Here is a 22,831-nt window from a genome sequence, read left to right as displayed (position 1 = left end):
CAGCGGCCCAACTGGGCCACAACAAACGGTGAACAGCACCTCTCCGTGATCTGAAGCGGCCCGGGATTCAGCCGTTGGACGGCCCGAAATCCCCTCGGGTAAAGGCGGTTAATCAGCCCGCCGCTTCGTGTTCACCGAAAGTCCCCCGGCCGGTCGGCGAAGCGGCCGGGGCGGCGCCTAGCGTCGGCCGCGTGGTCAAGCTCTCCGTCGTCGTGCCGTTCTTCAACGTGCAGACATACGCCCCCGACACCCTCGCCAGTCTGCGCGCCAACGCCCGCGAGGACGTCGAGTTCCTCCTCGTCGACGACTGCTCGTCCGACGACACCTCCGACATCCTCGAACGGGCCGCCCGCACCCTGCCCGGCGCCGTCCTGATCCGGCACGAGCGGAACGAGGGCCTGGCGACCGCCCGCAACACCGGCCTGGACGCCGCCCGCGGCGAGTACCTCACCTTCCTCGACGGGGACGACTGGCTCTCCCCCGGCTACTACGGGCGGCTGCTCGCCGCCGCCGAAGGCCTCGGCTGCGACTTCCTGCGCACCGACCACACCTCCGTGACGGGCCGCGCCCGCTCGGTCCGCCGGGTGCCCGTGCCCCGCCGCGGCGAGGTCCTCGACCCGCGCGAGGCGATCCTCCCCGCCCACCGCACCACCTCCGTCGACTACCCCTTCGCCTGGGCCGGCGTCTACCACCGCCGCCTCCTCGACCAGGGCCTGCTGCACTTCCCGCACGGGCTGCGCACCGCCGAGGACCGGCCCTGGATCTGGCGGCTGCACCGCGAGGCGAAATCCTTCGCCGCCATCGGGGAACTCGGCGTCTTCTACCGGCGCGGAGTGACGACTTCCCTCACCCAGATCGGCGACGTCCGGCAATTGGATTTCATCCGCGCCTTCGACCTCGTCGTCGAGGAGACCGCCAAGGACAAGGACGCGGACCGCTTTCTCCCGAAAGCCGTCCGCACCTATTGCGCGGTGATCGCCCACCACATCGGCTCCATCGAGAAGTTCGAGCCCGACGTGGCCCGGCAGCTGAAGGCGATGAGCGCGGGCGCGCTGCGCCGCATGCCCCAGGACGTCCTCGACGCGGCGCTGACCGCGATGGGCGGCGACCGGGCCGCCGTCCTGCGCAAGCTGCGCCGCCGGCGCCCCGCACCGCCGCCGCCGGCCCCGCCGGGCGGCCGGGGCCCCTCGACCGGCCCGACCCCCTCGGAGGTGGCCGCGTGAGCACGGCCCGTACGACCCAGATCTTCGCCGCGTCCACCCTGTACGGCGCGGTCACCCTGGCCGCCGCCATAGACAGCGGCTGCTTCGGCGCCGCCGCCCGGCGGATCCTCCTCGTCACCAACAACGCGCCCATCCCGGAGACCACCCCCGCCTTCGTCGAGGCCGAGGGCTTCGACCGGATCCGCGGCCGCTTCGACGAGGTGATCTCCTGGAACGAGACCGTCTCGCCGCTCCACCCCGGCGGCTGGACCCCGCGCGGCCAGGACGTGCCGATGCTCCAGCGCCACCTCCACAAGCTGTGGGGGCTCGGCGACGACCGGCTCGAACTCGTCCTGGAGTCCATCCAGGTCACCCCGGCGCTCGCCATCGCCACCCTCCTCCCCGAGGCGGCGATCACCGTCTACGCCGACGGCCTGATGAGCTACGGCCCCACCCGCAACAAGATCGACCCGCTGATCGGCGGCCGCGCCGTCCGCCTCCTCCACCTCGACCTGGTGCCGGGCCTGCGGCCGCTGCTGCTCGGCGAGTTCGGCGCGGTGCCTCGGACCGTACCGGTGGAGGCCTTCACCAAGGCCGTCGAGGAGCTGGCCGGCACCGACGCGCCCGCCGGCGGCGGCGAGGGCCCCGCCCTCCTCCTCGGCCAGTACCTCGCGGCCATCAACCTGATGACGGCCGCCGAGGAGGAGGAGCTGCACCTGAGCATGGTGCGCGGCACGATCGCCCGCGGCCACCAGCGGCTCGTCTTCAAGCCGCACCCCAACGCCCCCGACTCCTGGACGGCCTCGCTCACCGAGGAGGCGGCCCGGCTCGGCGCCGAGCTGACCGTCGAGACCCGCCCGGTCCTCGCCGAGGTGCTCTACCGCGAGCTGCGGCCCGCCCTGGTCGTCGGCTGCTTCTCCACGGCGCTGATGACCGCCCGCACCTTCTACGGCCTGCCGGTCGCCCGGGTCGGCACCCGGGAGCTGCTGCAGCGGCTCACCCCGTTCCAGAACAGCAACCGGATCCCGCTGACGGTCGTCGACGCGGTCCTGCCGCCGCTGGTGCCGGGCCCGGACGACGAGGAGCCGGTGACGGACCCGGCCCGCCTCGACGACCTCGTCGCCGCCGTCGGATTCGCGATGCAGCCGAACATAAGGGCCGACCTGCGGGAGGCGGCGGTACGCCACCTGTCCGGGCCGTACGCCGAGCGCACCCGGCACCACTTCACCCGCCGCCGGCTCACCGTCCTGGACCTCCCGGGCGGCCTCCCGGTCCCCCGCCACCCGAGGGTCCGCCGCCTGGCCCGCCGGGCCCTGCGCCTGCGCAAGGCCCTGAAGAAGTAGGCGCACGGGACGGGCCCGGGACCCGTGCGGAGGTCCCGGGCCCTCCGGGTCACCGGCGGCTGATCGGCTCCTGGATCTCGGTCACCCACCCGGCCGGGTCCTCCGGGCACTCCAGGTACAGCTCACGGGCGTAGCCGGCGGAGGCGTACCCGTTGGTGTCGATCCAGGCGGCGAGCGCCTGCGAGGTCGCCAGGACGTCGTCCATCGAACCGCGGTGGACGATCGTCGCGGCCTCCTCCAGGCCGGCCAGCACGTGCACGAGCACGCCCTCCGCCTCGGTGCCCTCCGGCACGGTCGTGCCGGCGTGCACGACGACCGAGCCGTCGCCCTTCCCGGCGTCCTCGTAGTACGCGATCCCCGGCCCGAAGCCGGTGACCCCGGCCGCTTCGAGCCGGCCGCACAGCTCCTCGTACAGCGGCCCGATCACGGGCGTGATGTCCTCCGGCTCGAACCCGGCGGCCGACGCGCTCAGCTCGGCGATCCGGACGGCCGGGATCTTCTTGACGACGACGTCCTGCGTGGACATGCGTCCCTCGCTCTCGATGGCTCGGAGCCTCGCACCGACCTGGGCGAGCCGTGCCCGCGCCGCCTCCAGGGCCGCTTCGAGGTCGGCCTGGCGCAGCCGCAGCATCCCCCGCAGCTCCTCCGCGCCGATCTCCTCGTCGAGGATGGCCCCCACCTGTTCCAGCGTGAAGCCGAGGTCCTTGAGCGCGATGACGCGATTGAGCCGCGCGAGCTGGCCGGCCGTGTAGAAGCGGTAACCGCTGTGCGGGTCGACATGGGCCGGGCGCAGCAGTCCGAGCGCGTCGTAATGACGCAGCATCCGGACCGACACCCGCCCGTGCCGGGCGAAGTCTCCGATGGCAAACATGACGCCCCCTACGGAACGGCCTCACACGGTGTGAGGGTCAAGCTGCGTCAGGCGGCGCTGCTCAGGGAGAGCTTCACGGCGAAGCCCAGGAAGAGGGCGCCGGCGGCGGAGGTGGCGCCGGCGGAGAGGCGCTTGCGGCGGCGGAAGGCGGCGGAGAGGCGGGTGCCGCTGAAGATCAGGGTCGTCAGGTAGAGGAAGCTGCCGAGCTGGAGCAGGGTGCCGAGGACCAGGAAGGAGAGCGCCGGGTAGGCGTAGGAGGGGTCCACGAACTGCACGAAGAAGGAGATCAGGAAGAGGATCGCCTTCGGGTTGAAGAGGCTGATGACGAGCGCCCGGCGGTACGGGTGCTCGGAGGGGCCGGTCTCGGCCGCCTCGGCCGTGGCCCCGGTGGGTTCGCGGCGGGAGCGCCACATGGCGAGGGCGGCGCGGAGCATGCCGTACGCCATCCAGGCCAGGTAGCCGGCGCCCGCGTACTTGACGACGGTGAAGAGGACCGGGGTGGTCTGGAGCAGGGAGGCCGCGCCGAGGGCGGCCAGGGTCATCAGGATCGTGTCGCCGGTGAAGACGCCGGCGGCGGCCTTGTATCCGGTCCGGGTGCCCTTGCGGGCGGCGACGGACAGCACGTAGAGCGAGTTCGGCCCCGGGAGGAGGATGATGAGGACGAGCCCGGCGAGATAGGTCGGCAGATCGGTGACACCCAGCATGAAGCGGAGTGTCGCACACCGGTACCGATAAGACGCTTATGGGGTTGGTCACCTCGTCATGCCCCCGCGACTCACGGGCTCGGTGGGTGCACGACCATCGGGGCAACGCTCAGCCTCCAGGCCGCACTGACCTCGCTGCGGCTGCACCCGAACGGCGGGCGCCGCCACGGCCTTCATCGCAGACCGGCGCCGACAGGGCTGACCCCGTGAACACCGCCCCCACCTTCTGGGCGGCTTCGTCGTCTCCAGGGTCAGTCGTCGAGCGGCTCGGCGAGGTGTGCGGCGGCGATGGCGTCGATGCGGCGGGCGAGGTCGAAGTCAGCGGCCGTGAGCTTGCGGCCGGCGTCGTGGGTGGTGATGCCGAACCGAACACGCCCCCACCTGAGGTCGATGTCGGCGTGGTGGCTGATGAGCCGCTCGACGTCAGCGACGTGCACAATCATGGCGACGCCACCGTGGTAGCGGATGGCGTAGCTGCGGGTGATCTCGTCCCCTTCACGTCGCCAGCCGGGCACACTGGCGAGTGCTTCCTCGATCTCGGTCTCCGTCATCGGCACCTTCTCGTCCGACATCAGGCCCCCTCCGTCATCGGCGCCAGGGCTTCGGCGAGATCCTGGCCTACGGGCGCATCGTGCCACGGCCGCATCGCCCGCTCCAGCGTCTCCAGCTCCCTCCGCATCCGGGCCGAGCCGGTCTCCACCGCGATGGCCGCCACCTCCCGCACGATCTCCACAGCCTGTTCCGGCTCGCGTGCGGTGGCAGCGGCGGTGGCGTACCGCGCCATGTAGACACCACGGTCTCGGCGTGCGGTCGCAGGTACGACGGTGAGCACTTCCTCCCACAGAGCACTCGCCTCGACGCCCAGGCCGAGCCGCCCGTAGCAGGTGGCGCGTTGCACCTCCAGATAGCCGGGCGTCCGCCTGCACGCGTTGCCCCAGGGGAGGTCGTCGTCGACCTGGGGCAGGAGCCTTCCTGCCTGGTCGATGAGCCGGTCGACCTCGGCCCGGTCGCGTAGCAGGCTGGCGCCGTGGGCCTGTTGCTGCATGGCCATGACGTGGATCTTCGGAACGACGGCCGCTGGTTCGTCGAGAGCCGCCTCGCACAGGTCGACGACTCCGGCCCCGTCGCCGAGGTCCGTACTCACGACGGCGGAGTTGACCATGGCGTAGCCGATAAGGTGCGGGTCTCGAGCGCGGAGCGCAATCTCCTGGGTGATGCCCCGCCAGAACGCGGCCGCGCTCATGTCGCCGGCGTCCTGATAGAGCCAGCCGACGAGCGCGGCGCAGGCGGCGCCGACGCGGAGCAGGCCGCGACGGGTCTCTCCGGTCGCACTGCGGGTGAGCTTGTCGATGAGCTGGTACTGGGGGCCGAGGGTGCCGATCAGGTCGTGCGGGCCGAGGATCATGTCGGCGCGGTAGTGGCCTTCAAGCTGGGACTCGAAGTAGTCGACGAGCGCAGGGTCGACCTGCTGCCGGGAAAGCGGTCCGGGAACGAGCGCGGTGGCGGCGACGTCGAGAAAGCGGACGGCTTGCACGCTGGTCTCTTCGTGGTGCTCGGGCCTGATCCAGCCCGGCGGGGTGGTGAATCCGAGGCTCTCGGGCCACTTCCCGAAGGCGTCATGAAGGACGAGCGCGGTCTCCTCGGAAGGCCATCCCGGGCGAGGCCCTTCCCATCGGCGCCAGGTCCTCGGTGACACGGTGAAGTGCGGGTCGTCGAGCAGTTGCCGACCGTGCGCCGTGAGGGCGGTGGCCGCAGCGTCAGCAGATCTCCAGCCGGACTTCAGGCGGGCGGCTCGGAGAGCGTCGTTGCGGCTCATGCCGCCAGTGCGAGGTGTCACGCCGGTCCCTCAGGGCCGTGGCCGCGACGTGGCCGTACGTGGCCACTCGATGGCCTGTCTGTGCGGTGCCGTGTCCGCCCATCATCGAGCCACAGCCACCGGGGCGTACGACGCATTGCGGGAATGCCCCCGACGGAGGGAGCACCCATGCCTGAGCACAACCGGACACGCGAGACCACCATGGAGGTTCACCTCGGCGCGCTCCTGGTCCAGGACCGCGCCTCGGTAGACCGGCGAGTTGAGCGGCAGGCGAAGGCGACCATCCGTACCGTCCTCGCCTTGCGGGACCACCCCGGCGAGTCCGAAGTGGCCCGCTTGACGGACACCCTGCTCACGTACTGCGCCGTCCTGGCCAACGGCGTTGCCGCCGTCCCCGAGGCCGACCGGTGCGCGCGGGGCCGAGCGGCCCTGATCGTCTGGGACGGCCTACGTGAGTCCGGTCCGGCCGACGGGCCTCTCGGTACGTGGTCGTACCCACGGCACCTCGCTGTCTGCGCCCGGGACATGCTGCTCTCGGTCCGCGACTACCGGGAGACGGCTGCGCCGGCCTCGTTCATCGGCCGGACCGGTCTGCCGCCCGTACGCACGGACACTCCGTGACGGAGCACGGGCGGCAGGTCCTGTACGCACTCACCGTCCTCGGGCTCCTCGCCGCCCTCGTCTACGGCATCACCCGCTGAGGTCCAGGACCATCGCCCCTCAGTCCATAGGATGGACGGGCCGCCCGCGAGAGGAATGATCACAAATGCGCCCCCAGCGATTCACCGACTATGTCCTCGACCTCGTGAAGAACCATCCGACGGTCAGCCGCGTGCAGACGCTCGCCGAGGCCGGTGACACCAAGCATCCCTTCGGGCTGGCGATCACGACGAGCAGCGGCGAGACCCGGTGGCAGTTCGCCGGCCAGCTCCCCGACGGAGCCAAGCACGAAGGCTTCACCGACGAGCCGGTGACCGGGGCGCCGGTGGCCCCGCTGGGTGACCCCGCGTCGGCCGACTCCCCCGAGGAGTGGCTCGCGGCCCTGCTCGCTCAGGCCGAATGCCCGGAGATCTCACAGATCGAGCGGTGGTCCACCCGCGAGGGCGCGGGACCTCAGCGCGGCGCCACCATCAGCTTCTACGACGGCTCGCGCATCTTCGCGCGCCAGTTTTAGACCCTCCCCGGCATCGCCCGGGGAGCGCACGTCGCACCACCGTCAGCACCGCCTATCCCAAGGAGGACTGCACTGTGACCAAGCGATTCGACCCCGGCATGTGTGAGGGGAACTGCCCAGTCTGCGGGGCCGGAGTGGGCGCCGAGCCCGGCCAGCCGACCGCTATGCACCAGCGTGCGGGCACCGGCACCGAGACATGCCCGGGGAGCGGCGCGCCCGCCGTGTAGCCGACCGTAGAACGCCCCCGGCCGGAGCTCCGACCGGGGGCCACTCCGGCTCCGCGTCCCTGACCGGGAGACGGGGCCGTGGTGTGATCAGAACACGTCGCTGGGCGTGTACGTGCCCCAGACCTCGCGGAGCGCGTCGCAGACCTCGCCGACGGTGGCGCGGGCCTTGAGGGCGTCCTTCATCGGGTAGAGGACGTTGTCGGTTCCCTCGGCGGCCTTCTTCAGGGCGGCGAGGGCGGCGTCGACGGCCGGCTGGTCGCGCTCGGCGCGCAGCTTGGCGAGGCGGTCGGCCTGCTGGGCCTCGATCGCCGGGTCGACGCGCAGCGGCTCGTACGGCTCCTCGACGTCGATCGTGTAGCGGTTGACGCCGACGACGACCCGCTCGCCGGAGTCGGTGTCCTGCGCGATGCGGTAGGCCGAGCGCTCGATCTCGCTCTTCTGGAAGCCGCGCTCGATGGCGTTGACCGCGCCGCCCAGCTCCTCGACCTTCGCCATCAGTTCGAGGGTGGCCGCCTCGACGTCGTCCGTCATCTTCTCGACCACGTACGAGCCGGCGAAGGGGTCGACCGTGGCCGTCACGTCGGTCTCGTACGCCAGGACCTGCTGGGTGCGCAGCGCCAGGCGGGCGGACTTGTCCGTCGGCAGCGCGATGGCCTCGTCGAAGGAGTTGGTGTGCAGCGACTGCGTGCCGCCGAGGACGGCCGCCAGGCCCTGGACGGCGACGCGCACGAGGTTGACCTCGGGCTGCTGGGCCGTCAGCTGCACGCCGGCGGTCTGGGTGTGGAAGCGGAGCATCAGCGACTTGGGGTTCTTCGCGCCGAACTCCTCCTTCATCACCCGCGCCCAGATCCGGCGGGCGGCGCGGAACTTCGCCACCTCCTCCAGGATCGTCGTGCGGGCCACGAAGAAGAAGGAGAGCCGGGGGGCGAAGTCGTCGACGTCCATGCCGGCCGCGACGGCGGTGCGGACGTACTCGATGCCGTCGGCGAGGGTGAACGCGATCTCCTGCGCGGGCGAGGCGCCGGCCTCGGCCATGTGGTAGCCGGAGATCGAGATCGTGTTCCACTTCGGGATCTCGGCCTTGCAGTACTTGAAGATGTCGGCGATCAGCCGCAGCGAGGGCTTCGGCGGGAAGATGTACGTGCCGCGGGCGATGTACTCCTTCAGCACGTCGTTCTGGATCGTGCCGGTGAGCTTCTCGGCCGGCACGCCCTGCTCCTCGCCGACCAGCTGGTACATCAGGAGGAGGAGGGAGGCGGGGGCGTTGATCGTCATCGACGTCGACACCTTGTCGAGCGGGATGCCGTCGAAGAGGACCCGCATGTCGTCGACGGAGTCGATCGCCACGCCGACCTTGCCGACCTCGCCGCTGGCGATCGCCGCGTCGGAGTCGTGGCCCATCTGGGTGGGCAGGTCGAAGGCGACCGAGAGGCCCATCGTGCCGTTGTCGATCAGCTGCTTGTACCGGGCGTTGGACTCCACGGCGGTGCCGAAGCCGGCGTACTGCCGCATCGTCCACGGCCGTCCGGTGTACATCGACGGGTACACGCCGCGCGTGAAGGGGTACGCACCCGGTTCGCCCAGCTTCTCCGCCGGGTCCCAGCCCTCCAGGGCGTCCTCGCCGTAGACCGGCTCGATGGGCAGTCCCGACTCCGACTCGCGTGCCATGTGCTGTGCCTCCCGTTGGGTGTGCTGCCGCGCTCCTGTACCGACCCTCGCGACGGACTGTAGCCGCGGGTGCGCGGTCCGGTGGAGGCCAGCAGGCTGGGACCTTGCTCACAGCATCGGAGCTTCGCCCGGCCGGGTGCGCAACCAAGGGCGAACGGGAAGCATCCCTATGGGCACAGTCGAGTTCCCGGGGGGCCACCATGAAGCGTTCGTCCGTCATACGCAGAGCCGTGCTCGCGACCGCCGCCGTCGCGCTCGTCGCGACGGGCTGTACGGCCCAGGCGGCCGGATCAGGGAGCGGGGGGCGGGGCTCCACGGCGCCGGCCACGGGCGCGCCGGTGACCACGGCGCCCTCCGCGTCCGGCGGGTCCGGCGGGTCCGGCGGGTCCGGCGGGTCCGGCGGGTCCGACGCCAAGCCGTCGTCTCCCGCGCCCACGTCCGCGCCCGCGTCCGCGCCCACGCCCGCCGCGAAGGTCCTCATGAAGGACGGCGACGAGAACGAGCAGGTGCGGGAGCTCCAGGCGCGGCTGCGGCAGCTGGACTACTTCGACCGGGCGCCCACCGGCTTCTACGGTTCGATCACGGGGAAGGCGGTCGCGGCCTTCCAGAAGAAGCGGGGGCTGCCCGCGACGGGCTCGGTGGACGAGACGACCTGGCAGCGGCTACTCGGCATGTCGAGGAAGCCGACGGCGGACGAGCTGAAGCCGTCCACCACCAACAAGCTGGACACCCCGGACGCGCGCTGCATGAAGGGCCGGGTGCTCTGCATCAGCAAGGAGAGCCGGACGCTGGCCTGGATGATCGACGGCCGGGTGGTGTCGTCGATGGACGTGCGCTTCGGTTCGGAGAACACGCCGACGCGCGAGGGCACCTTCGCGGTGGGCTGGAAGGCGAAGGACTGGACGTCGACGATCTACCACACGCCCATGCCGTACGCGATGTTCTTCAGCGGCGGCCAGGCGGTGCACTACTCGTCGGACTTCGCGGCCCGCGGCTACAACGGGGCCTCGCACGGCTGCGTGAACGTCCGGGACCGGGCGAAGATCTCGGCCCTCTTCGACCAGGTGAAGGTCGGCGACAAGGTCGTCGTCCACTGGTAGCGGACGGGAAGGGAAGAAGGGGCGCGGGTGGGGCCGGGGGAACGTGCCCCACCCGCGCCGGGTGCGCGGAGCCGTAGGTACGGGGGGAACCCCGGCTCTCTGCGCGGCCGATGACCAGTCGGCTCACTCAGTACTGCGCCGACGGGCCCGAAAGTGTCACACCCGCGTCGCCGGGGCGGGCACGGGACGCTCCGAAACCGCTGTGACCTGCGACTTCACCTTCGGCTTGGCTTTGGGCCGGTCCTTCGGGTCGGGCCTGTCCGCGCCGCCGCTCCGGCCGCGCTTGCGGCTGGGGTCGGAGGGGGTGGGGACGGTGCCGTGGCCGAGGTCCGTGCCGGCGTCCCGGCTCTCCTCGTCCCCGTCCTTGCCCGGGTCGCCGTTCTCCGCGTCCTCGCCGCTCTCCCCGTCGTGTCCGTCCCCGCCCTTGTCCGTGGCGGGGCCGAGGAGCGCGTCGCAGTAGGCGCGCAGGGACTCGCCGGTGCGCAGGGCGGCGGCGAGCCGGCGGCGGCCGGCGTCGTCGAGGCTGCCGTCGCGGTAGGCGCGGCAGGCCTTGGTCCTGGTCTCGCGGGTGTCGGCGTCCCGGTCCCCGGTGGCGTCGTCGTCCCCGGGGTGGCCGGTGCGCTTGCCGGAGGGGGTGACGCCGGGGCGGGGGGTCGCGAGGGTGCCGTCCTCGGGTCCGGCCGTGGGGCCGGTACCGGGGGCGGGCGTGGTGGTGGGCCGGCCCGGGTCCGCGTTCCCGGACGGGTCCGGGCGGCCTTCGATTCCGGCGGTGGGTTCGCCCGGGTCGCCGGTCGGGATCGCGGGGTCGGCGGCGGTGACCGTACGGGACGGTTCCTTGTCGACCAGCGGGAGGACTCCGGTCCCGGCGGCGACGGCGACCCCGCCGACGGTGACGGCGGCGAGCGCGGCGGTGAGCCCGTACCGCAGGGAGCGTCCCCAGCGGCGGCCCGCGCCGGGGGCGGCCGCGCGGGCGGCGGCGGCCGTGCGGGCGGTGGTGGCGGTGCGGAAGGCGGCGAGGGCGGCCTCCTCCCCGGCGAGCGGTACGCCGGGGGCGGGGGCGACGGGGACGCGGACCGTGTCGAGGGCGTCGGCGAGGGCCGCGGCGCCGGTGCGGGCGGCGGGTTCTGCGGGGTCGACGGGCTCACCCCGGAGCAGCCGCTCCGCGGCGTCGGGATCGAGCCATTGGTACCGCTCGTCGGCCATCACATGTCCTTCTGCGTACGCGGACGCCAATGCGTCACACCGCCGGGCGCCGTGAACCCGGGATTCCGGCCGCGCTGGGGTGGCACTCCGTCGAGGCCCGGCGCCCCGCCGTCGGCTCCCTCGCCGGTGTCCGCTCCGGCGGCGGCCGGGTCGACGCCGAGGAGTTCGGCGAGCTTCTTCAGACCGCGGTGGGCGGCGGTGCGCACCGCGCCGGGGCGCTTGCCGAGGGCGTCGGCGGCGGACTTGGCGTCGAGGCCGACGACCACGCGCAGGACGACGGCCTCGGCCTGGTCCTGCGGGAGGCGGGCGATGAGCCGCAGGGTGTCGCCGGTGGAGAGCGCCTCCAGGGCCTCGCCCGCGGTGTCGGAGTCGGCGGGCTTGTCGGTCAGCTCGGTCTCGTCGCCGCCGGAGGCGGGGCGGCGGCCGCGCATCCGGATGTGGTCGAGGGCGCGGTTGCGGGCGATGCGGGCCGCCCAGCCGCGGAAGCGGTCCGCGTCGCCCGCGAAGCGGTCGAGGTCGCGGGCGATCTGGAGCCAGGCCTCCGAGGTGACGTCCTCGGCGTCGGCCTCTCCGACCAGCGTGCGCATGTAGCCCAGCAGACGGGGGTGCACGGCGCGGTACACAGTACGGAAGGCGTCTTCGTCCCCGTTCTGCGCAGCGAGCACCGCGGCCGTCAGCTCCGCGTCGTCCCCCAGCACTCCCCAAACCCTGTTCGTCGGTCGCGTTCTGCGCGCGCGTCAGCACGTCGCCGGCGGAGTCGGGGCTGGTCATCGCCGCCGGGTCCGCTTCGCGCTCCAGCACGCTACGTCGATTCCCGGTGTCACGTCCACGCGGTACGGGCACCTTGTGCAACTTGCAACCTTCGCTCCGGCGCGGGCGGTGTGACAGAAACCGCACGCCCGGCGCTGTATGGAGTACGGAGCCGTGCTGCGGCTCCGTGGACGACGACCGGGGCCTCTCCTGTGGGGGGTGGCGGCCCCGGTCGTCTCCCTTTTCCCGGAACCTTCCCAGGGTGTGACGCACCCTCAGCGGGTCGATTTATCCCACCTTCATGCAGTATGACCATCACCCGAAAGAAGTCATCCCTGGAGGGGCCCCGAGAGTGTCAACCGATCGTTGACAGTCGAGGGGTGTCAACCTAAGGTTGCCTCATGACGCAGCCCGCAGTTCCTCAGATCAGCATCCGTCTCGACGAACTCATCGAAGCGATCAAGAAGGTCCACCCCGACACGCTGGACCAGCTCTCCGGCGCGGTCATCGCGGCGGACTACCTCGGCGAGATCGCCGACCACCTCATCGGCCACTTCGTCGACCAGGCCCGCCGCTCCGGCGCCTCCTGGACCGACATCGGCCGCAGCATGGGCGTCACCCGCCAGGCCGCGCAGAAGCGCTTCGTCCCCAAGGACCCCGACGCCGAGAAGATGGACCCGAACGCCGGCTTCGCCCGCTTCACCCCGCGCGCCCGCGCGGTCGTCGTCGCCGCGCAGAACGAGGCGATCGCCGCGCGGAACGCGGAGACCGTCCCCGGCCACCTCGCCCTCGGCCTGCTCGCCGAGCCCGAGGGGCTCGCCGTCCTGTGGATCACCTCGCAGGGCGTCACCGCCGAACAGCTGCGCGAGGCCGTCACGCCGACGCTGCCGCCGGCCGCCGAGGAGGTGCCCTCGCTCGTCCCCTACGACGCGGCGGCGAAGAAGGTGCTCGAACTGACCTTCCGCGAGGCGCTGCGGCTCGGCCACAACTACGTGGGCACCGAGCACATCCTCCTCGCGCTCCTGGAGCACGAGGACGGCAAGGGCGTGCTGAGCGGCCTCGGCCTGGAAAAGGCGGAGGCGGAGCGGCAGCTCGCCGAGCTGATCGCCTCCGCGACGGTCGAGGCGCCCGTCGAGGGCTGAGCCCGGCTCAGGCGGTACGGGCCCGGCGGGAGACCACCGCGCGCAGCACCCGGCCGCCCTCGACGGAGAGCTCGCGCGCCCGGCGCAGTCCGGTCGGGCCGTGGGCGGCCGCGTCGAGGACGGCCAGCTGCCGGCGGAGCTCACCGGCGTGCAGGGGGCCGTCCTCGTTGACGTCGTACAGCCGGTGCACGGTGAGCGCGACGGTCGAGCACCGCTCGGCCCAGGCGCGGAGGGGCTCCTCGGCCCACTCGGCGGGCATCCCGTCGACCATCGCGCGCACCAGGGTGACGACCCCGCCGTCGTCGGCGGCCTCGCCGCCCGCGCCGTCCAGCTCGACCCGCGCCTTGCCGACGGCCTCGGCCCAGGCAGTGGCGTCCGCGCGCGCGACCGCCGCCCAGACCGGCCGCAGCACCTCGGCACCGTCGGGCGCGAGCAGCGGCAGGCACCGGTCCAGACAGGCGAGCCCGGAGGCGGCGAGGCCGCGCCCGTCGGTCCCGCCGATCAGTTCCACCAGACTCCGACCCGTACTCGACGTCATGGACGCCTCCTCGCCACCCGATGCGGACTCTCTACGTCCACTTCTGCGCCGAAGGGCGCTTTCTCGTCACTTGGCGGCCGAAAGCATGCCAGTGGCCTTGGTGTGCTGCATAGAGGTCAGACGGCGTACGAACAGGAGGGCGAGGACGCCGGCGGCGACGACGAAGGCGTACCCGGCCAGGGACCAGGTCGCGGCGGTGGACAGCGCGTCCAAGGTCTCGGCCTGCCGGTAGAGCCCGGTGGACAGCCGATCGAGGATCAGTCCCAGCACGAAACAGGCCCACCACGAGTTGAGCAGCGTGAGCTCCCGGGCGCCGTCGGCGGCGTACGGGTCCTGACGGCTGGCCCGCCAGACGTCCACGGCGATCTGCCGCGGGATCCACAGGTTGCCGATCGGGACGAACCAGCCGCCGATGGCCCACCCCGGCTTGCGGCCCTGGAGATCGGCCGCCCAGACGCTCGCGTTCGACGCGACCCGGTGGAACCAGATGATGAAGACGACGGCGGTCGCAAGGTAGACGAGGTAGCCGACGGCCATCAGCAAGTCGAAGGCCTCGACGGTGGCGTAGGAGTCGACGGCGGCCAGCGGGTCGGCGACGATCCACGCCTCGGAGCCCGCGCCGATCAGGAAGAGCAGGACGTCGACGCCCAGCAGGACGGTCACGGCCGTCGCCAGGCCGTTGGGATTGCGCAGCATGAAGGGTCCCCCCAGGAACACGTGAACGGAACAACACCCCCTCCCCCAGGGGGTCGCGCCGGAACCTATGCCAGGCGGAAGCGTTCCGTCCAGGGAAAACCGCAGCTCAGCCGCGTACCTTCGTGGCCAGGGCGCGGAATTCGGACCAGGTCTGCGCGGGTTTGCGGGGGTCCCAGACCTTCTGGGAGAGGGCCGCGAGCGGGAGGCGGATGCCGGCGGCGACCTGGTCCTGGGTCTGGGCGTTGGAGAAGTCGCACCAGACGGCGAACCGGGCGCCCTGGATCTGCGCGTCGTAGCGGGCCGGGACCGGGGTGGTGCCGCGGACGACCAGCGGGGTCCACTGCTCGTAGATGCGGCGGCCGGTCGGGTAGGTGAACTGATTGGGCTCGCCGAGCACGTAGTAGAGGTACTCGTCGTTGAGGTTGACCAGCCTGCGGCCCGCCTGGAGGTACGGGAGCGGCGGCCTGGCCCCGTACTCCTTGCCCGTCCAGTACTCGACCTCGATGTCCTTCGCCGCGCTCACCACCCCGCCGGCGAAGAAGCCGTCGTTCCACGCCTTGAGGGTCTTGCCGGTCGGCCGGACGGTCGCGGCGCGGTCGTTGAGCCAGTCGGTCGCCAGGTCCTGGACGCGCCCCGAGGGGCCGTACGCCTCGCGCGCCGCGCGGGCGAGCTGCGGGTAGGTCGCCTCGGGGTCCTTCGCCATCAGGGCGACGTACTCGTCGGCGCCGAGGTGCCAGTAGGCGCCGGGGAAGAGGGCGGTGTACTCGCGCAGCAGGTCGTCGACGATCCGGGCGGCGGCCGGGTCGGAGATGTCGACGGCGCCGCGCGGGGTGCGGCCGCTGACGCTGACCAGCTGGAGGTCCGGGTGGGCGGCGATGACCGCGCCGAGGTGTCCGGGCGAGTCGATCTCGGGGACGACGGTGACGTGCCGGCTCGCGGCGAGCGCGAGGATCCGGCGGACCTCCGCCTTGGTGAGGTGCTGCTCCGACACGACCTCGGGGTGCGAGTCGGACTCGATCCGGAAGCCCTGGTCGTCGGAGAAGTGCAGCCCCAGCTGGTTGAGCTTGAGGTCGCCCATCTCCCGGATCCGGTCCTCCAGCCAGGCGGCGGTGAAGTGCTTGCGGGCGATGTCGACGTTGAGTCCGCGCTGCGGCTTCGCCGGGCGGTCGGCGACCGTGCCCTCGGGCATCGCGCCGCTCCCCTTCACCGACTGCTTGAGGGTGCGGGTGCCGTAGAAGACGCCAGCCTCGTCGGGGCCGGTGATGCGGACCCGGTCGTCCTTCACGGTGAGCGTGTACGACTCGGCGGCGCCCTTCCCGCCGAGCGCCAGCTCGACGTCGCCCGGTCCGGCGGCGGCCTCGCCGCGGTAGCGCAGGCCCAGCTCCCCGGCGAGCAGCCGGCCCTCGTCGGCGAGGCCCGCGCTGTTCGCGCCGAGGACGACCCCGGCGCTCGCGGCGGGCTTCCAGCCGGGGCCGCGGGCCGGCTCGTGGGAGCGGACGGCGGGGACGGTGCGGGGGGCCCGGGAGAGCGGGTAGGTCCGGGTCGGCGTCGGGCTGGGGGTCGTCGTGGCGGGCTTCGCGGCCGAGGTCGTCGCGGCCGGGGCCGTACCGGAGGGTGACGGGGAGTCCGCGCCGGAGGGGGAGCCGTTCGAGCAGGCCGCCACGGTGGTCAACGCCACCGCGGCCGCCAGGAGAGCCGGGCCGCGCAGGGGGCCTCGTGGGGAGTGCCGCATCCCACGCATCCTCCCCCACCCGAGCCGACCCGGCCAATCGCCGGGCGCACTCCCCCACCCGTCGGAACGGAACCTTCACGTCCATCACACGTTCCTAAACTCTCCCTTCCGGGTGAAATTCGCGCACTCGTCGGACACTTCCCCCGTCCCGTCGATAACGTTGCGTCACGTCCACCCCATTCGTCCCGCCGTCCCGGAGCCCACGCTGACCAGCGACACCCACGCCCCCTGCCGCAAGCCGGGTCCGGCGGACGCGCCTGCCATACCCGCCCAGAAGTCCACCGGCGCCCCGCACGGCCTGCTGCCGCTCAACGCCGCCGCCCCGGCAGAGGCCGTGGAGCTGCTGCTCTCCTGCTGCCACAGCCGCCGCTGGGCCGAGCGGATCGCCGCCCACCGGCCCTATCCCACGGTGGACGCCCTGCTCGCCGCCGCCGAGGAGGCCGGGTACGACCTGACCGGCGCCGACCTCGACGAGGCGCTGGCCGCCGAGTCCTCCGCGCTGCCGCACCCGGACGCGCCGCCGGCCGCCCGGACCGCGCTGCGCGCCGCCCACGCCGCGTACGAGAGCCGCTTCGGCCACGCGTTCGTCATCAGCCTGGACGGGGTGCGTCCGGACGAGCGACTTGACGTGGTCCTCGCCGGAATCCGGTCACGTCTCGGCAACGAACCGGAGGAGGAACGCGCCGTCGCGGCCGACGAACTGCGCCGGCTCGCCCGGTCGCGGCTCGCCTTCGCGCTCGCCCGCGGGCTCACTCACACCCCTTGGAACCTGTGATTCTCCCCGGAATAGCCCGAATCCGCCTCGGACGATAGCCCGTCCGTGCCTGTTTGATCACACTGAAGGACCCCGGGCGAGCGAACCGACAAGTCGTCGCTACGATGACCGGGGCCGGTGGACCGTACCCGGCCGGGCCAGACCGACAGAGAAGCCGGCCGGGCCCCGATCCCCGCTCCCGGAGGGTTTTTCCGTGCCGGCTGGAACGCTGTACCGCGGCCGGGAAGGAATGTGGTCCTGGGTGGCTCATCGAGTCACCGGCGTCCTCATCTTCTTCTTCCTGTTCGTACACGTGCTGGACACCGCTCTCGTCCGCGTCTCCCCCGAGGCGTACGACGAGGTCGTCGCGACCTACAAGACGCCGATCGTCGCTCTTCTGGAGTACGGCCTGGTCGCCGCCATCCTCTTCCACGCGCTGAACGGCCTGCGGGTCATCGCCGTGGACTTCTGGTCCAAGGGCCCCCGCTACCAGAAGCAGATGCTCTGGACCGTCGTGGGCGTCTGGGTCGTGCTGATGGCCTTCTCGCTGTACCCGATCCTCGGGCACGCCGCACGTGAACTGTTCGGGAGCTGATCTCAGACATGTCTGCTGACACCACCTCCGCGATCGGTCCCGTCAAGGACACGTCCTTCGACGCGGACAACCCCGCCCCCTACATCGAGGCCCCCCGCAAGCGCACGGGCAAGACCCCGCGCGCGACCCGCGGCAACTTCGAGATGGCCGCGTGGCTCTTCATGCGCCTCTCGGGCGTGGTCCTCGTGGTCCTCGTCCTCGGCCACCTGCTGATCCAGCTCTTCCTGGACGGCGGCGTCTCCAAGATCGGCTTCGCCTTCGTGGCCGGCCGCTGGGCGTCCCCGTTCTGGCAGGTCTGGGACCTGCTGATGCTGTGGCTGGCCATGCTCCACGGCGCCAACGGCCTCCGCACGGTCATCAACGACTACGCGGAGCGTGCCAACACGCGCCTGTGGCTCAAGGGCCTGCTGTACACCGCCACGGTGTTCACCATCCTTCTGGGCACGCTGGTGATCTTCACCTTCGACCCGAACATCCGCTAGGCACGGGGCTGAGGTAACCACGCCATGAAGATCCACAAGTACGACACCGTCATCGTCGGCGCCGGCGGCGCCGGCATGCGCGCCGCCATCGAGGCGACGAAGCGCAGCCGCACCGCCGTGCTGACGAAGCTCTACCCCACCCGCTCCCACACGGGCGCCGCGCAGGGCGGCATGGCCGCCGCGCTGGCCAACGTGGAGGAGGACAACTGGGAGTGGCACACCTTCGACACGGTCAAGGGCGGTGACTACCTGGTCGACCAGGACGCCGCCGAGATCCTGGCGAAGGAGGCCATCGACGCCGTCCTCGACCTGGAGAAGATGGGCCTGCCGTTCGGCCGCACGCCCGAGGGTCAGATCGACCAGCGCCGTTTCGGCGGTCACTCCCGCAACCACGGCGAGGCCCCGGTCCGCCGGTCCTGCTACTCGGGCGACCGCACCGGCCACATGATCCTCCAGACCCTCTACCAGAACTGCATCAAGGAGGGCGTGGAGTTCTTCAACGAGTTCTACGTCCTCGATCAGCTCATCGTGGAGGAGGACGGCGTCAGGAAGTCGGCGGGCGTCGTCGCGTACGAGCTGGCCACCGGCGAGATCCACGTCTTCCAGGCCAAGTCGGTCATCTACGCCTCCGGCGGCACCGGCAAGTTCTTCAAGGTGACGTCGAACGCCCACACCCTGACCGGTGACGGCCAGGCCGCCTGCTACCGCCGCGGTCTGCCCCTGGAGGACATGGAGTTCTTCCAGTTCCACCCGACGGGCATCTGGCGCATGGGCATCCTGCTGACGGAGGGCGCCCGCGGTGAGGGCGGCATCCTCCGCAACAAGGACGGCGAGCGCTTCATGGAGAAGTACGCGCCGGTCATGAAGGACCTCGCGTCCCGTGACGTCGTCTCCCGCTCCATCTACACGGAGATCCGCGAGGGCCGCGGCTGCGGTCCCGAGGGCGACCACGTCTACCTGGACCTGACGCACCTCCCGCCGGAGCAGCTCGACGCCAAGCTCCCGGACATCACCGAGTTCGCCCGTACGTACCTCGGCATCGAGCCGTACACGGACCCGATCCCGATCCAGCCCACCGCGCACTACGCCATGGGCGGCATCCCGACCAACGTCGAGGGTGAGGTCCTGTCGGACAACACCACCGTCGTCCCGGGCCTGTACGCGGCCGGCGAGGTCGCCTGCGTGTCGGTGCACGGCGCCAACCGCCTCGGCACCAACTCGCTGCTCGACATCAACGTCTTCGGACGTCGCGCGGGCATCGCCGCCGCCGAGTACTCCCACAAGCACGACTACGTCGAGCTGCCGGAGAACCCGGAGGCCATGGTCGTCACGCAGATCGAGAACCTGCGCAACTCCACGGGCACCGAGCGGGTCGCCGACCTGCGCCGCGAGCTCCAGGAGACGATGGACGCCAACGTGATGGTGTTCCGCACGGAGCAGACCATCAAGACGGCCGTCGAGAAGATCGCCGAGCTGCGCGAGCGCTACAAGAACGTGTCCATCCAGGACAAGGGCAAGCGCTTCAACACCGACCTCCTGGAGGCCATCGAGCTGGGCAACCTGCTCGAACTGGCCGAGGTCATGGCCGTCTCGGCCCTGGCGCGCAAGGAGTCCCGCGGCGGTCACTACCGCGAGGACTACCCGAACCGCGACGACGTCAACTTCATGCGCCACACGATGGCGTACCGCGAGGTCGGCGAGGACGGCTCCGAGACCGTGCGTCTCGACTACAAGCCGGTCGTGACGACCCGCTACCAGCCGATGGAGCGTAAGTACTGATGGCCACCCCCGTTCTGGACAAGGTCGAGGCGGAGTCCGCCGCCTCCCCGTACATCACGGTCACCTTCCGGATCCGCCGCTTCAACCCCGAGATCTCGGACGCGGTGGTCTGGGAGGACTTCCAGGTCGAGATCGACCCGAAGGAGCGCGTGCTCGACGGTCTCCACAAGATCAAGTGGGACCTGGACGGCACGCTCACCTTCCGTCGCTCCTGCGCGCACGGCATCTGCGGTTCCGACGCCATGCGGATCAACGGCAAGAACAGGCTCGCCTGCAAGACGCTGATCAAGGACCTGAACCCCGAGAAGCCGATCACCGTCGAGCCCATCAAGGGCCTCACGGTGCTGAAGGACCTCGTGGTCGACATGGAGCCCTTCTTCCAGGCCTACCGCGACGTCATGCCCTTCCTCATCACCAAGGGGAACGAGCCGACCCGCGAGCGCAAGCAGTCCCCCGAGGACCGCGAGCGCTTCGACGACACCACCAAGTGCATCCTGTGCGCCGCGTGCACGTCGTCCTGCCCGGTCTTCTGGAACGACGGCCAGTACTTCGGTCCGGCCGCGATCGTCAACGCGCACCGCTTCATCTTCGACTCGCGCGACGAGGGCGGCGAGCAGCGCCTGGAGATCCTGAACGACAAGGACGGCGTGTGGCGCTGCCGCACCACGTTCAACTGCACGGACGCCTGCCCGCGTGGCATCGAGATCACCAAGGCGATCCAGGAGGTGAAGCGCGCGCTCATCACGCGTCGCTTCTGATCCCGGGTCTCTTCCGATCCCGTCGCAGTGCCGTGGAAGGCCCCGTCTCCCCTGGGAGGCGGGGCCTTCCCGCGTGCGGAGCCACGCGGGGGGGGCGTCAGCCGCCGACCAGGGGGACGAGTCTGAGGAAGACGACCTCGGTGTCCGGGCCGAGCGCCACCGTCTCGTCCGGGTCCTCGATCTGGCGGTCGCCGACGAGGACGAGGAAGCCGTTGCGGGCGAAGGCGTCGAGGGCGCGGGCGAGCGCGGCCTCGTAGCCGTCCGGCCCGGTCTCCAGGGCGACCCGGCGGGCGATCAGCTCGCGCAGCGGCAGCCGCTCCTCGGGGACGGCGAGGGGCGCGGAGGCGGTGCGGTCGCCGAGGGTCGTCTCGTCGACGAAGGTCACTGTTCCCATGGCGCCGAGGGTAGGCACCGCCACTGACAGGCCACTGGCAGCGGGTCAGTGCGGCCAGTGGGAGTGGTCCGGGTCGGCCTCGGCGGCGAGCATGACGCGGCGGAGGAGGTCGTTGAGGGTGGCGCGTTCGGCGGGGGCGAGGACGCCGAGGAGGCGCTCCTCCTCGTGGCCGAGGACGTCCATGGCGCCGAGCCAGGTGGTGCGGCCGGACTCGGTGAGCTCGACGACGACCCGGCGGCGGTCGGCGGTGGAGGGGGTGCGGCGGACGAAGCCGCGCTTCTCCAGGGCGTCGAGGCGGCCGGTGACCGAGGCGGGGGCCAGGTCGAGGTCCTCGGCCAGCTCGGAGGGGGCGGCGGAGCCGCCGCGGCCGGCCAGCTTGTGCAGGGTGTCGAACTCGTGGCGCTCCACGTCGAAGTCGAGGAGCGACTGCTCGCGGATCCGCCGGAGGTGGACGGAGAGCTTCTTCATCCGGGTGACCGCGCCTTCGACGACGGGGTCGAGTCCGGGCAGGACGGGCAGCCAGCGGGCCACGTGTCCGTCGGTCCAGTCCTGTTCCTGGGGCGCTGCGGGGTCCGGCTGGTTCATGGGGCGATCGTACGTGCGGGCGCCGCTCCTGCCCCCCGTTGGATATTTCGTTGCCGAATTATTCGATACCGAAATACTCTCCGCGCATGGCCGCTTCCCTCACCGCCCCGCCTCCCGTCCGCCACCCCCTGCGCACCCGCCCCTTCCGGCTGCTCTTCACTGGACGGGTCCTCTCCCTCACCGGCGACGCCGTCATCCCCGCCGCGCTCGCCCTCGCCGTCCTGGAGGCCACCGGCTCCACCGGCGCGCTCGCCCTGGTCCTCGCCTGCGCGATGGTCCCCAAGCTGCTCCTGCTGCCGGTCGGCGGGGTGCTCGCCGACCGCTTCGACGCCCGCGCCATCGCGCTCGTCACGGACCTCGTCCGGTGCGCCGCCCAACTCCTCGTCGGCGCCCAGCTCCTCGGCGGCAGCCCCACGCTGTGGCTGATCGCCGCGGCCTCCGCCGCCGGCGGCGCGGCCGGGGCCTTCGCCATGCCGACCGGCGCCCCGCTGGTGCGCGGCACCGTCGCCACGGAGGCCCTGCACCGGGCCAACGCCGCCATGGGCATCGCGCAGAGCGCCGCCCGCGTCGGCGGGCCCGCGCTCGCCGGCGCGCTCGTCCTCACCGTCGGCCCCGGCTGGGCCTTCGTCCTCGACGCCGGCTCCTTCGCCCTCAGCGCCGCGCTCCTCGCCGTCCTGCGGATCGACCGGGTCCCGGTCCCCCACCGCTCCTTCCTCGCCGACCTGCGCGAGGGCTGGCGGGAGGTCGGGTCCCGCGACTGGTACTGGACCAGCCTCGTCGCGCACAGCGCCTGGAACGGCGCCGCCGCCGTCCTGATGACCCTCGGCCCCGCCCTCGCCCTCGACCGGCTCGGCGGGGCGGGCGCCTGGGTGCTGCTCCTCCAGGTGGGCGCGGTGGGGCTGCTCGCCGGCTCGCTCCTCGCCGACCGGCTCAGCCCCTCCCGGCCCGTCCTCGCCGCCAACCTCGCCCTCGCGAGCTACGCGCTGCCGCTGCTGCTGCTCGCCACCGGGGCGCCCGCCTGGGCCGTCATCGCCGCGTACGGGCTCGCGCAGGCCGGCCTCGGCTTCCTCACCCCCCTGTGGGACACCGTCGTCCAGCGGACGATCCCGGAGCAGGTGCTGGCCCGGGTCGTCTCCTACGACTGGCTCCTCTCGCTCGCCGCGATGCCGGTCGGGTACGCGCTCGCGCCGCTCGCAGCCGACCTGTGGGGCCCGGGCGTCCCCCTGGTCGTCGCGGCCGTCCTGGTCGGCGGCTGCTGCCTGGCGACGGCCCTGGTCCCGGGGGTGCGCAAGGTCCGCTGAGGGCGTTGTCGGCGGGT

At 72.0% G+C, this 22,831-nt stretch carries 24 protein-coding genes; 12 read left to right on the top strand and 12 right to left on the bottom strand.

The genetic code is table 11. The features are described from left to right. Positions 1-191 precede the first annotated feature (191 nt). Together ABZ621_RS07025 and ABZ621_RS07020 are read left to right on the top strand one after the other, a co-directional pair. Positions 192-1,223 carry a glycosyltransferase family 2 protein gene (locus ABZ621_RS07025; RefSeq protein WP_360601489.1) on the top strand — a complete coding sequence of 344 codons (1,032 nt, stop codon included), beginning with the start codon at positions 192-194 and terminating at the stop codon, positions 1,221-1,223. Further along, positions 1,220-2,545 (top strand): polysialyltransferase family glycosyltransferase, encoded by a 1,326-nt coding sequence (locus ABZ621_RS07020; protein ID WP_360601487.1) that lies wholly within the window; start codon positions 1,220-1,222, stop codon positions 2,543-2,545. Before ABZ621_RS07025 ends, ABZ621_RS07020 begins: the two co-directional genes overlap by 4 nt. A gap of 49 nt (positions 2,546-2,594) precedes the next feature. Here ABZ621_RS07020 and ABZ621_RS07015 read toward each other — a convergent pair whose 3' ends face one another. From ABZ621_RS07015 to ABZ621_RS07000, 4 genes are all read right to left on the bottom strand, one after another. Then, positions 2,595-3,416: a MerR family transcriptional regulator gene (locus ABZ621_RS07015; RefSeq protein ID WP_360601485.1), complete on the bottom strand. Its 822-nt coding sequence runs from the start codon at positions 3,414-3,416 to the stop codon at positions 2,595-2,597. 47 nt (positions 3,417-3,463) lie between these two features. Then, on the bottom strand, positions 3,464-4,120 hold the full coding sequence (gene leuE, locus ABZ621_RS07010) for a leucine efflux protein LeuE (RefSeq protein ID WP_360601483.1): 657 nt from the start codon (positions 4,118-4,120) through the stop codon (positions 3,464-3,466). A gap of 251 nt (positions 4,121-4,371) precedes the next feature. Beyond that, complete coding sequence (locus tag ABZ621_RS07005) at positions 4,372-4,692, bottom strand: 4a-hydroxytetrahydrobiopterin dehydratase (RefSeq protein WP_360601481.1); 321 nt, start codon at positions 4,690-4,692, stop codon at positions 4,372-4,374. Next, positions 4,692-5,936: a Twin-arginine translocation pathway signal gene (locus ABZ621_RS07000; RefSeq protein WP_360601479.1), complete on the bottom strand. Its 1,245-nt coding sequence runs from the start codon at positions 5,934-5,936 to the stop codon at positions 4,692-4,694. The genes ABZ621_RS07005 and ABZ621_RS07000 overlap by 1 nt, the downstream gene beginning before the upstream one ends. Before the next feature lie 168 nt (positions 5,937-6,104). Between ABZ621_RS07000 and ABZ621_RS06995 the strand changes: the two genes are divergently transcribed. Both ABZ621_RS06995 and ABZ621_RS06990 read left to right on the top strand, forming a co-directional pair. After that, positions 6,105-6,557 carry a DUF6415 family natural product biosynthesis protein gene (locus ABZ621_RS06995; protein WP_360601477.1) on the top strand — a complete coding sequence of 151 codons (453 nt, stop codon included), beginning with the start codon at positions 6,105-6,107 and terminating at the stop codon, positions 6,555-6,557. A gap of 145 nt (positions 6,558-6,702) precedes the next feature. Then, on the top strand, positions 6,703-7,110 hold the full coding sequence (locus ABZ621_RS06990) for a hypothetical protein (protein WP_360601475.1): 408 nt from the start codon (positions 6,703-6,705) through the stop codon (positions 7,108-7,110). Positions 7,111-7,424: 314 nt separating this feature from the next. Here ABZ621_RS06990 and ABZ621_RS06985 read toward each other — a convergent pair whose 3' ends face one another. Beyond that, positions 7,425-9,005 carry a methylmalonyl-CoA mutase family protein gene (locus ABZ621_RS06985; RefSeq protein ID WP_360601473.1) on the bottom strand — a complete coding sequence of 527 codons (1,581 nt, stop codon included), beginning with the start codon at positions 9,003-9,005 and terminating at the stop codon, positions 7,425-7,427. Between the two features lie 200 nt (positions 9,006-9,205). On the opposite strand from ABZ621_RS06985, the gene ABZ621_RS06980 reads away from it, so the two are divergent. Then, positions 9,206-10,105 carry a L,D-transpeptidase family protein gene (locus ABZ621_RS06980; RefSeq protein ID WP_360601471.1) on the top strand — a complete coding sequence of 300 codons (900 nt, stop codon included), beginning with the start codon at positions 9,206-9,208 and terminating at the stop codon, positions 10,103-10,105. A gap of 156 nt (positions 10,106-10,261) precedes the next feature. On the opposite strand, the gene ABZ621_RS06975 is transcribed toward ABZ621_RS06980, so the two are convergent. Together ABZ621_RS06975 and ABZ621_RS06970 are read right to left on the bottom strand one after the other, a co-directional pair. Next, positions 10,262-11,308, bottom strand: a complete 1,047-nt coding sequence (locus tag ABZ621_RS06975; RefSeq protein WP_360601469.1) for a hypothetical protein — start codon at positions 11,306-11,308, stop codon at positions 10,262-10,264. Continuing rightward, positions 11,308-12,006 (bottom strand): RNA polymerase sigma factor, encoded by a 699-nt coding sequence (locus tag ABZ621_RS06970; protein WP_360601467.1) that lies wholly within the window; start codon positions 12,004-12,006, stop codon positions 11,308-11,310. The genes ABZ621_RS06975 and ABZ621_RS06970 overlap by 1 nt, the downstream gene beginning before the upstream one ends. 453 nt (positions 12,007-12,459) lie before the next feature. Between ABZ621_RS06970 and ABZ621_RS06965 the strand changes: the two genes are divergently transcribed. Continuing rightward, the gene (locus ABZ621_RS06965) at positions 12,460-13,200 is read left to right on the top strand and encodes a Clp protease N-terminal domain-containing protein (protein WP_360601465.1); all 741 of its coding nucleotides are present in this window, start codon (positions 12,460-12,462) and stop codon (positions 13,198-13,200) included. 7 nt (positions 13,201-13,207) lie between these two features. On the opposite strand, the gene ABZ621_RS06960 is transcribed toward ABZ621_RS06965, so the two are convergent. From ABZ621_RS06960 to ABZ621_RS06950, 3 genes are all read right to left on the bottom strand, one after another. Beyond that, positions 13,208-13,738: a hypothetical protein gene (locus ABZ621_RS06960; protein ID WP_360601463.1), complete on the bottom strand. Its 531-nt coding sequence runs from the start codon at positions 13,736-13,738 to the stop codon at positions 13,208-13,210. A gap of 66 nt (positions 13,739-13,804) precedes the next feature. Continuing rightward, positions 13,805-14,434, bottom strand: a complete 630-nt coding sequence (locus ABZ621_RS06955) for a DUF4328 domain-containing protein (RefSeq protein ID WP_360601461.1) — start codon at positions 14,432-14,434, stop codon at positions 13,805-13,807. A 106-nt stretch (positions 14,435-14,540) separates the two neighbouring features. Beyond that, positions 14,541-16,166, bottom strand: coding sequence for a glycoside hydrolase family 20 protein (locus tag ABZ621_RS06950; protein WP_360601459.1), 1,626 nt, complete (start codon positions 16,164-16,166; stop codon positions 14,541-14,543). Positions 16,167-16,464: 298 nt separating this feature from the next. Between ABZ621_RS06950 and ABZ621_RS06945 the strand changes: the two genes are divergently transcribed. From ABZ621_RS06945 to ABZ621_RS06925, 5 genes are all read left to right on the top strand, one after another. Then, on the top strand, positions 16,465-16,941 hold the full coding sequence (locus ABZ621_RS06945) for a 2-oxo-4-hydroxy-4-carboxy-5-ureidoimidazoline decarboxylase (RefSeq protein WP_360601607.1): 477 nt from the start codon (positions 16,465-16,467) through the stop codon (positions 16,939-16,941). Positions 16,942-17,134: 193 nt separating this feature from the next. Next, positions 17,135-17,515 (top strand): succinate dehydrogenase, cytochrome b556 subunit, encoded by a 381-nt coding sequence (sdhC, locus tag ABZ621_RS06940; RefSeq protein WP_360601457.1) that lies wholly within the window; start codon positions 17,135-17,137, stop codon positions 17,513-17,515. 8 nt (positions 17,516-17,523) lie between these two features. After that, the gene (locus ABZ621_RS06935; protein WP_360601455.1) at positions 17,524-17,997 is read left to right on the top strand and encodes a succinate dehydrogenase hydrophobic membrane anchor subunit; all 474 of its coding nucleotides are present in this window, start codon (positions 17,524-17,526) and stop codon (positions 17,995-17,997) included. Positions 17,998-18,021: 24 nt separating this feature from the next. Next, positions 18,022-19,776 (top strand): succinate dehydrogenase flavoprotein subunit, encoded by a 1,755-nt coding sequence (sdhA, locus tag ABZ621_RS06930; RefSeq protein WP_360601453.1) that lies wholly within the window; start codon positions 18,022-18,024, stop codon positions 19,774-19,776. Continuing rightward, entirely contained in the window at positions 19,776-20,534 is a 759-nt protein-coding gene (locus ABZ621_RS06925; RefSeq protein WP_360601451.1) for a succinate dehydrogenase iron-sulfur subunit, read from the top strand. Before sdhA ends, ABZ621_RS06925 begins: the two co-directional genes overlap by 1 nt. A gap of 97 nt (positions 20,535-20,631) precedes the next feature. Here the strand turns inward: ABZ621_RS06925 and ABZ621_RS06920 are convergent, their stop codons facing one another. Both ABZ621_RS06920 and ABZ621_RS06915 read right to left on the bottom strand, forming a co-directional pair. Continuing rightward, positions 20,632-20,928, bottom strand: a complete 297-nt coding sequence (locus ABZ621_RS06920; protein WP_360601449.1) for a hypothetical protein — start codon at positions 20,926-20,928, stop codon at positions 20,632-20,634. Between the two features lie 45 nt (positions 20,929-20,973). Beyond that, positions 20,974-21,513 (bottom strand): MarR family transcriptional regulator, encoded by a 540-nt coding sequence (locus tag ABZ621_RS06915; protein ID WP_360601447.1) that lies wholly within the window; start codon positions 21,511-21,513, stop codon positions 20,974-20,976. Positions 21,514-21,599: 86 nt separating this feature from the next. On the opposite strand from ABZ621_RS06915, the gene ABZ621_RS06910 reads away from it, so the two are divergent. Further along, positions 21,600-22,814, top strand: coding sequence for an MFS transporter (locus tag ABZ621_RS06910; RefSeq protein WP_360601445.1), 1,215 nt, complete (start codon positions 21,600-21,602; stop codon positions 22,812-22,814). Positions 22,815-22,831 lie beyond the last annotated feature (17 nt).

The sequence above is a fragment of the Streptomyces sp. NPDC007863 genome, assembly GCF_040633895.1.
Lineage (GTDB): Bacteria > Actinomycetota > Actinomycetes > Streptomycetales > Streptomycetaceae > Streptomyces.
This window is presented reverse-complemented; position numbering and strand designations above follow the sequence as displayed.

Coding starts and splice junctions, on each gene's coding strand:
- ABZ621_RS06925 (WP_360601451.1), top strand. CDS start 19,776: ATGGCCACCCCCGTTCTGGACAAGGTCGAGGCGGAGTCCGCCGCCTCC.
- ABZ621_RS06955 (WP_360601461.1), bottom strand. CDS start 14,434: ATGCTGCGCAATCCCAACGGCCTGGCGACGGCCGTGACCGTCCTGCTG.
- ABZ621_RS06975 (WP_360601469.1), bottom strand. CDS start 11,308: ATGGCCGACGAGCGGTACCAATGGCTCGATCCCGACGCCGCGGAGCGG.
- ABZ621_RS07005 (WP_360601481.1), bottom strand. CDS start 4,692: ATGTCGGACGAGAAGGTGCCGATGACGGAGACCGAGATCGAGGAAGCA.
- ABZ621_RS06910 (WP_360601445.1), top strand. CDS start 21,600: ATGGCCGCTTCCCTCACCGCCCCGCCTCCCGTCCGCCACCCCCTGCGC.
- ABZ621_RS06920 (WP_360601449.1), bottom strand. CDS start 20,928: ATGGGAACAGTGACCTTCGTCGACGAGACGACCCTCGGCGACCGCACC.
- ABZ621_RS06915 (WP_360601447.1), bottom strand. CDS start 21,513: ATGAACCAGCCGGACCCCGCAGCGCCCCAGGAACAGGACTGGACCGAC.
- ABZ621_RS07000 (WP_360601479.1), bottom strand. CDS start 5,936: ATGAGCCGCAACGACGCTCTCCGAGCCGCCCGCCTGAAGTCCGGCTGG.
- ABZ621_RS06995 (WP_360601477.1), top strand. CDS start 6,105: ATGCCTGAGCACAACCGGACACGCGAGACCACCATGGAGGTTCACCTC.
- ABZ621_RS06990 (WP_360601475.1), top strand. CDS start 6,703: ATGCGCCCCCAGCGATTCACCGACTATGTCCTCGACCTCGTGAAGAAC.
- ABZ621_RS06965 (WP_360601465.1), top strand. CDS start 12,460: ATGACGCAGCCCGCAGTTCCTCAGATCAGCATCCGTCTCGACGAACTC.
- ABZ621_RS06980 (WP_360601471.1), top strand. CDS start 9,206: ATGAAGCGTTCGTCCGTCATACGCAGAGCCGTGCTCGCGACCGCCGCC.
- ABZ621_RS06985 (WP_360601473.1), bottom strand. CDS start 9,005: ATGGCACGCGAGTCGGAGTCGGGACTGCCCATCGAGCCGGTCTACGGC.
- ABZ621_RS06950 (WP_360601459.1), bottom strand. CDS start 16,166: ATGCGGCACTCCCCACGAGGCCCCCTGCGCGGCCCGGCTCTCCTGGCG.
- ABZ621_RS06935 (WP_360601455.1), top strand. CDS start 17,524: ATGTCTGCTGACACCACCTCCGCGATCGGTCCCGTCAAGGACACGTCC.
- ABZ621_RS07015 (WP_360601485.1), bottom strand. CDS start 3,416: ATGTTTGCCATCGGAGACTTCGCCCGGCACGGGCGGGTGTCGGTCCGG.
- sdhA (WP_360601453.1), top strand. CDS start 18,022: ATGAAGATCCACAAGTACGACACCGTCATCGTCGGCGCCGGCGGCGCC.
- leuE (WP_360601483.1), bottom strand. CDS start 4,120: ATGCTGGGTGTCACCGATCTGCCGACCTATCTCGCCGGGCTCGTCCTC.
- ABZ621_RS06960 (WP_360601463.1), bottom strand. CDS start 13,738: ATGACGTCGAGTACGGGTCGGAGTCTGGTGGAACTGATCGGCGGGACC.